Source organism: Chlorobaculum sp. 24CR (assembly GCF_004118635.1).
In the GTDB taxonomy this organism is placed as follows: domain Bacteria; phylum Bacteroidota; class Chlorobiia; order Chlorobiales; family Chlorobiaceae; genus Chlorobaculum.
In genome coordinates this window covers 1-7,494 of the sequence record NZ_SDGU01000064.1, presented here as the reverse complement: position 1 = coordinate 7,494, position 7,494 = coordinate 1, and the positions used below count along the sequence as shown (strand labels likewise).

Sequence of the window (7,494 nt, the reverse complement as noted above, 5' to 3'; positions counted from 1 at the left end):
AGGAAAACGAATTTCCTGAATCAGGACTTCTCCCCGGATATGCCGTTCGAGACCTGGACGAGCGATATGACCTGCTTGTGGACCGATAGCGGTTGGCAGTACCTCACGGTGATTATGGAACTCTTCAATCGGGAGATCATCGGTTATTCACTCAGCAGGAGTCCTCTTCCATTCTGATCGTGGCGTACCGTATGCCAGCAAATCATTCAGGAAAAAACTATCCGGGTACCGGATGATCCAAAGCATGAGCGGCAAGGGAAACGGTTATTGACAATGCGGCCACTTTTTTGTTGCAATTCCTTCTTTCGCCGTCCATCTTGTCCGCCAAGCCCACGCTGTCCACTTCGTTCACGCTGTTCAACGCAACCATTGCAAAGGGCGATTCCGACAAGCCAGAACCGCCCCTGCGGAGATTATCGCTATCGAGAAAATATTCTCAATGCGCCGACGAGATGTCGGCTTTTTTGTCGCTTTTGTCCACGCGGATAAAGAGCAGCAGCGGCAGGCAAACGGCGAAAAGCACGGCGATCATCTTGAAGGCGTCCATGTAGGCCAGGTGGTAGCTCTGGCGGGTGACGATGCCTTCGAGCGCGACCATCGCCGCCTGCCCGGCTTCGACCGGCGAACTCATGTACTGGCCGAACGCCTGCTTCATGCCTTGCAACCGCTGGACGGCGGTGGGGTCGTAGGGCGAGAGGTGGCTGAGAATATCGATGCGGTGCGCAGCCACCCGTTTGGCGATGTAGGTGTTGGTGATGGCGATGCCGAACGAGCCGCCGAGCTGGCGCACCATGTTGTTCAGTCCCGTCGCCTGCCCGATGTCCCTGCCATGCAGTCCCGTCACGGCCAGCAGCGTTACCGGAATGAAAATGAACCCCAGGGCAATGCCGCGAATGAGCAGGATCAGGAAGAAGTTTTCCGCCCCCGATTGCAGCGTCTGGTTGCCCAGCTCCCAGCAGAACCAGAAGAAGGCGACCATGCCGACGGTCATCAGCAGTTTCGGCGACGCGCCTTTCTGCAAGGCCATGCCGAGCGGCAGTGAAATGATGCCGGTGAGCATGGCGCTGGGAAAGAGCACCAGGCCGGTCAGCATCGCCGTGAAGCCGAGCAGCCGCTGCACGAAAACCGGAAAGACGAACAGCGAACCGTACAGCCCGTAGCCGACGATAAAGGTCAAGACGGCGGCGATGGCCAGGTTCTTGCTCCGGGCCAGCACACGCAGATCGACCGCCGGGTGCTCGGTGTGCAGCTCCCGCCAGACAAAGGCGATGAGCGAAACCACGGCGATGATCGTGAACCAGGTGATGTAACCTGTCGCGAACCAGTCTTTCTGTTCGCCCCGTTCGAGCACGAACTGCAACGAGCCGATGCCGAGCGCCAGAAAACCAATACCCGCCCAGTCGATCTTTTCGACAGCGTGCGTCACTTTCGGCTCCTTGACAAAGGTCAGCGCGGCCCACGAGGCCAGGATGCCGATCGGGATGTTCACGAAAAAACACCACTCCCAGGCGAAGTAATCGACCAGGTAGCCGCCGAGCAAGGGGCCGATGGTCGGGCCAAGCACGAGGCCCATCGAAAAGATGCCCGTCGCCGTACCGCGCTCCTCCGGCTTGAAGGTCTCGTACAGGATCGCCTGCGAGGTGGGCAACAGGCCGCCACCGCCGATGCCCTGTACAAAGCGAAAGAAGACCAGCATCCAGATGTTGTCGGAGATGCCGCAGAAAAACGATGCAACCGTAAAGAGCAGAATCGAAGCCACGAAGTAGTTGCGACGTCCAAAGAGATTACCGAGAAAGCCCGAAAGCGGAATGACGATCACGTTGGCGATGGCGTAGCTCGTCACCACCCACGAAACATCCTCGATGCTCGCGCCGAGGTTGCCGCTGATGTGGTTCAGCGCGACGTTGACAATCGTCGTATCGATCAGTTCGAGCATGGCCGCCACGATGACCGTCACCGTGATGATCACTTTTTTGATGCCAGTCTCGTAGTGAAGTGCCGGCGTCTGTGCTCCGGGAACGGCTGTTGCGATGGGTTTTGACATTGATACTCCGGCGACAAAGCGTCGCAACTGTTCTCAAAAAAAGATGTTGCCTGGGAGCGCCGAGCGCCTGCTCGGCATCTTTGTGGCTATCCTGTCGCGTGATTTACTCCGGGACAACTTCATGTAATAATTCATGAAATGCGTTGAGACCTGATATAATGTGGAGCCTTCGGCTCCATTGCCGAGCAGGCGCTCGGCGCTCCCAGGTTAAAGGCGCTTGTCATTTCACCTTCACGTCAACAATCACATTCATTCCGGCGGCAAGCGGCAGCTTCGGCGCTTCGTCGAAGACGATCTTGACCGGTACGCGCTGGGCCACCTTCACGAAGTTGCCACTGGCGTTGTCGGGCGGGAGCAGCGCGAACTGCGCGCCGGTTCCGGCGGAGATCGAATCGATATGCCCCTTCAGCTCCTCGCCGGGAAAGGCATCAACCTTGACGATCACCTTCTGGCCGGGGCGCATGTGTTCGAGCTGCGTCTCCTTGAAATTGGCCACGACCCACAAGTCGCCGCTGCCGACGATGGCGATGAGCTGCTGGCCGGGAGTCACGTACTGGCCGGGCTGGACGTTCTTTTTGGAAACCTGACCGTCAGCCGGAGCGGTGACGGTCGCCCACGAAAGCTGAAGCTCGGCGTTTTTCAGCTCGGCTTCGGCGAGCTTTGCCTGCGCGAGCGCCACCCTGTACTGGTCTCCGGCGGCGGCGTGTTGCGCCGTCGAGGCGGTTGCGCCCGCCGTGGCAGCGTCGAGTTCGGCGCGGGAGATCACATCCTGCTTTTGCAGGTTGCGACTGCGGCGAAGGTCGGCATCGAGCTTGGTCTGCGTGGCCGCCGCAGCCGCGATGTCAGCCTTCGCTCCCGACACCGCCGCCCGTGCTCTCAGAAGCTGCGCTTCGGCCATGTCGCGCCTGATCTGGTAGTCCGCCGGATCGAGTCGGATGAGCACGTCGCCTTTCTTGACCATCTGGTTGTCATTGGCAAGCACTTCGACCACCTTGCCCGGTACGCGCGGAATGACCGGATAGATGTTTCCGGCAATCTGCGCGTCGTCGGTGTCTTCGTAGCTGAGCGAACGGACAAGCTTCATGCCGCCCCAGACCAGGCCGATGGCGAAGAGGATGCCGAATATCGCCAGGCGGCCCATTGAGCGTTCCGGCTTTGGCTTCTCTTTTCCGTTGGCCGGTGCTTCGAGGTTGGGTTGCTGCGTTTCTGCCATGGAGGTAAATCTGTCGTTGGTTTTACAGGATTGCTTCTTTCTGTTTTCGGTGAACCGCTTCCGTTTCATCGACGCTTTCAGGCGAGCGGAGCACCACTACCGGGCAGGGCGCGTTGCGCATGACCGATTCGGCGGTGCTGCCGACCAGCAGGCGGCGGATGCCGCTCGCGCCGTGCGAACCGAGCACGATCATGCTCGCGCCGGTTTTTGAGGCATGGCCGATGATGACCGCGGCGGGCGATCCGTACTCGACGGCGAAACGCACCCGGCACCCGTAGCCCGAAAGCAAATCGGAAAAGCCTGAAAAGTGATGGAGGTGCTCCCTGAGCCGTGTACCCCGATCACCGGTTTCGGCGTTGCCGACATGCAGCACGATCAGCTCGGAGTCGCCCGAACAGTGTTCGGCGGCATGAAGCAGCGCCCTTTCGGAAAAGGATGAAAAATCGACGGGACAGAGAATGGTTCTCGATGGTTTTGCTGTTTTGGTCGTCATAGGTATCTCTCCGTTTATTGCCGGATCAGATCGCCCGAGGCGCGTCTGACCGAATAGGCGTTCATCACATATTCATATCGCGACTGCACGTTCGCCAGCTCGGCTTCAGCCAGCGCCGCTTCGGCGTCGAGCAGATCGAGCGTGGTGGCAAGGCCGTTGTCGTAGCGGATTCGTGCGTGTTTGGCCGCCAGGTCGGCCTGCGAAACCTGAAGGCGGGTGGTCTCGATCTTCTCCCGGCTGCTTTGCAGATTGTTGACCGCCTGGCGCACCTCGGCCTCGGTCATCTGTTCGGCATCGAGCCGCTGCTGCTCCGCCGAGCGCTTCATAGCCGTGGCCTCCCTGAGCGCGGCGCTTTTGCGGAATCCGTCGAAGATCGGCACCTGAAGCTCGACGCCCGCCGCAACGTTGGTGCGCATCTTGTCGATGTTGGGCACGTAGCCGTTGCTGGCGCCCCACGAGGCGCTGCCCACGATTTTCGGCAGGAACTCACGGGTGGCCAGATTTTTTTTGTACGCCGCCGCCTTGAGATTCTCGCGGGCGAGCATCACCTCCGGCCGGTGGTCGAGCGCCGAGGCTGCAAGCTTGTCGGCATCCATGTCGGCAGCCGAAATATCGAACGAGCCGCGCAGGTTCAGCAGCGCATTCTCGTCGAGGCCGCAGAGGCGGCGCAGCGTGATTTCCTGATTGCGGAGCCGGTTCTCGTAGTCGATCTTGCGATTCCCCGCGCCCGCGAGCCGAACCTGGGTCGTCAAGAGGTCAAAGCGGGTGGCCGCGCCCTCGGCATAGCGCTTCTGCATGTGGTCGAGGTTCGTTTGCAGCGCAGCAACCTCCGTCTGCTGCACCCTGACCGCCTCCTGCAAAAAGAGCACGGAGTAGAAGGTCTGGACGGTCGCCAGCGAAAGGTCGCGCAGGGTCATATCCTGCCGGATGCTCGCCGAGTTCCGCCCGGCTTTGGCCAGATCGACGGTGCTTGCGGTGCGTCCGAAATCGTACAGCATCATTTCGGCGGTGAACCGCGCATCGTAATTGTCGTTCGGCATGAACTTCATGGACGAGCCGCCAAAAGACATCTCGGAGACCGGATCGAGGTAGCGGTAGCCCGCCTTGCCCGAAATTTGCGGGAACCAGGCGCTTCGGCTTTCGGCGACTTTCGCATCGGCGGCCTTGACCTCTTCGGAGGCTTGCCGGGCTTTCGGGTTATGCTCGCGGGTCATGCGCAACGCCTCGTCGAGCGTCAGTGGCGCGGCGCCGGTTTCAGCCGCCAGCAGAGGCTCGCCAACCGAAATCGCGGCAGCAAGCAAAAACAGGGCGGCGATGGTATTTCTTTTCTTCATGGTATGCTGCGTGTTTAGATCGATACGAACCCAACATCAATTTCCATGCCATAATTTCTCTCTTGCCTGAAAATCGCTTAAGTCTTTTTTATTTTATGACTTATCATTGATGATACTGTTTGGAGAGTTTTGATGAATTCTGAAATTTTCGGAATATTCTGTAAACAGTATTCTGAAGAAATCAGAAATCCGCCAATGAATGCCACCACCTTGCCCGAAGCGCTCAAGCTCATGCAGTACATCGGCGACGCCATCGGCACCATCCGCGACCCGCAGGAGCTGTTCCGCACCGTGACCGACAAGCTGCGCCTTCTCTTTCCGTTCGACTCGGCGGTCATCATCACCATCGACCGGGAGCGGCGCGAGGCGAGCGTTTTTTTCGAGATGCTGCGCTTCGAGCTGCCCGAACAGCTGCGCCACCAGACGCGCTCCATCGCAGGCACCTGGCTCGAAGGGCACCTCGACGACCGCACGGTGACGGTCGCCACCATCGCCCGCGACATTCCCTCGTTCGGCGCGGACGACGCCCCGCTGCTCTGGACGCTGCACGAGCTGGGAATGCGCCAGATCGTGCTCTCGCCGCTCCGCTCCGGCGGGCGGGTGATCGGCTTTCTCAACTTCGTCTCGAAGGAGGAGGAGACGTGGAGCGACGCCGACCGGACGCTGCTTGCCGGGGTCTCCTCCTCCATCGCCATCGCCGTCAGCAACGCGCTGGCCTACGAAGAGCTTCGCCAGCGGGAGGCTGAGACGGCGATGCAGCTCGCCATCAACAACGCGCTGTTCACCATCAAGGAGCGCAGCCAGATGCTGCTCACCGTCTGCGAGCAGATCAGCCGGCTCGTGCCATGCGCTTTTCTTGGCATCCGGGTGGTGGGCGAAGACGGGCGCTATCGTATTTTCGACAACTTCATGCGCGAGCCGGGCAGCCGTTTCGCCCCATTCTCGCCACTCGAACAGCTTGACATGAGTGTCGATGACCCCGTCGCGCGCGAAAGCGTCGAGGTGATTTCGAGGCCGGGAGTCTATTCGGGCGAGCGCTTCGAGGAACTGTGCCGGGAGTTTCGGCTTGTCGGCATGGTGCGCGAGCGCTTCGGCGTCAGTTCGAGCATCATCGTGCAGCTCTGGGATCTGCCGGGCAGCCGCGCGGGCCTCATCATCTCCGGCATCGGCGTGGCGCTCGGCGAAGAGGAGCTGCGGACGGTCAGGCTGATCGTGCCGCAACTCGCGCTCGCTTTGCAGAACTACCTGGCCTTCGACGAAATCGACCGGCTGCGCCGCAAGCTCGAAGGGGAGCGCACGTACCTGGTCGAAGAGATTCGCGAGGCGCACAACTTCGAGGAGATCGTCGGCCAGAGCGAGCCGCTCACGGAGGTGCTGCGGCGCGTCAGCCAGGTCGCGCCGACCGACGCCACGGTGCTCATCGAGGGCGAAACCGGCACCGGCAAGGAGCTCGTCGCCCGCGCGATTCACAACCGTTCGCCGCGCAAGGAGCGGGTGCTGGTGCGCGTCAACTGCGCGGCCCTCCCTGCATCGCTCGTCGAGTCGGAGCTGTTCGGCCACGAAAAAGGGAGCTTCACCGGCGCCGTCGAGCGGCGCATCGGCAAGTTCGAGCTGGCCGACGGCGGCACCATTTTCCTCGACGAAATCGGCGAACTGCCGCTGGAGCTTCAGCCGAAGCTGCTGCGAGTGTTGCAGGAGAAGGAGCTGGAGCGCATCGGCGGGCGGCGCGAGATTCCGGTCGATGCGCGCGTCATTGCCGCCACCAACCGCGACCTCCAGAAGGAGGTTGCCGCCGGACGCTTCCGCGAAGACCTCTACTTTCGGCTCAACGCCTTTCCGCTTGCGCTGCCGCCGCTCCGGGAGCGCCGCGACGACATCCCTGTGCTGGCGATGCACTTCGCCCGCAAATTCGCCCGCGAGTTTGGCAAGCCGGAGCGGGCCATCCGCGAGCGCGACATGCGCGAACTGATTTCGCGCCAGTGGCGGGGCAACATCCGCGAACTCTCGCACTGCATCGAACAGGCGGTGATTGTCTCCGAAGGCGACACACTCGACTTCACCACGGCGCTGCCGCCGCGAGGCGAAAAGAGCGCGCCATCCGCACCATCGGCGATCATGACGATGGCCGAATTCGGGGAGGAGGCGCGGAAGATGGAACGCACGCTCATCCTCGACGCCCTCGACCGCGCCGGAGGCCGCGTTAGTGGTGAAGGCGGCGCGGCGGAGCTGCTGAAGATCAACGCCAAAACGCTCTATTCGCGCATCGACAAGCTCGGAATACGGAAGCGGTACGGCGCGGGGTGAGGGGGTGTGACGAGCCTGTTCAGATAAGTGTGTAAACGGTCGTTTTCATAGAGGCATCCTTCCCTCGAATTTAATGGAAAACTGATTGATAACCGCCCCCCAGTTT

5 protein-coding genes are annotated in these 7,494 nt (G+C 61.0%); 1 reads left to right on the top strand and 4 read right to left on the bottom strand.

Annotated features, from left to right (window positions below):
• Positions 1 to 436: 436 nt before the first annotated feature.
• The 4 genes from EST62_RS11550 to EST62_RS11535 form a co-directional block, all read right to left on the bottom strand.
• Positions 437 to 2,044: a DHA2 family efflux MFS transporter permease subunit gene (locus EST62_RS11550; protein WP_129052235.1), complete on the bottom strand. Its 1,608-nt coding sequence runs from the start codon at positions 2,042 to 2,044 to the stop codon at positions 437 to 439.
• A gap of 220 nt (positions 2,045 to 2,264) precedes the next feature.
• The gene (locus tag EST62_RS11545) at positions 2,265 to 3,257 is read right to left on the bottom strand and encodes an HlyD family secretion protein (RefSeq protein ID WP_129052234.1); all 993 of its coding nucleotides are present in this window, start codon (positions 3,255 to 3,257) and stop codon (positions 2,265 to 2,267) included.
• Between the two features lie 22 nt (positions 3,258 to 3,279).
• Positions 3,280 to 3,750, bottom strand: a complete 471-nt coding sequence (locus tag EST62_RS11540; RefSeq protein WP_129052233.1) for a universal stress protein — start codon at positions 3,748 to 3,750, stop codon at positions 3,280 to 3,282.
• 14 nt (positions 3,751 to 3,764) lie between these two features.
• A complete protein-coding gene (locus EST62_RS11535; RefSeq protein ID WP_167599338.1) occupies positions 3,765 to 5,084 on the bottom strand; it encodes a TolC family protein in 1,320 nt (439 codons plus the stop codon).
• A 195-nt stretch (positions 5,085 to 5,279) separates the two neighbouring features.
• On the opposite strand from EST62_RS11535, the gene EST62_RS11530 reads away from it, so the two are divergent.
• A complete protein-coding gene (locus tag EST62_RS11530) occupies positions 5,280 to 7,388 on the top strand; it encodes a sigma 54-interacting transcriptional regulator (protein ID WP_167599337.1) in 2,109 nt (702 codons plus the stop codon).
• Positions 7,389 to 7,494 lie beyond the last annotated feature (106 nt).

Coding starts and splice junctions, on each gene's coding strand:
- EST62_RS11550 (WP_129052235.1), bottom strand. CDS start 2,044: ATGTCAAAACCCATCGCAACAGCCGTTCCCGGAGCACAGACGCCGGCA.
- EST62_RS11545 (WP_129052234.1), bottom strand. CDS start 3,257: ATGGCAGAAACGCAGCAACCCAACCTCGAAGCACCGGCCAACGGAAAA.
- EST62_RS11540 (WP_129052233.1), bottom strand. CDS start 3,750: ATGACGACCAAAACAGCAAAACCATCGAGAACCATTCTCTGTCCCGTC.
- EST62_RS11535 (WP_167599338.1), bottom strand. CDS start 5,084: ATGAAGAAAAGAAATACCATCGCCGCCCTGTTTTTGCTTGCTGCCGCG.
- EST62_RS11530 (WP_167599337.1), top strand. CDS start 5,280: ATGAATGCCACCACCTTGCCCGAAGCGCTCAAGCTCATGCAGTACATC.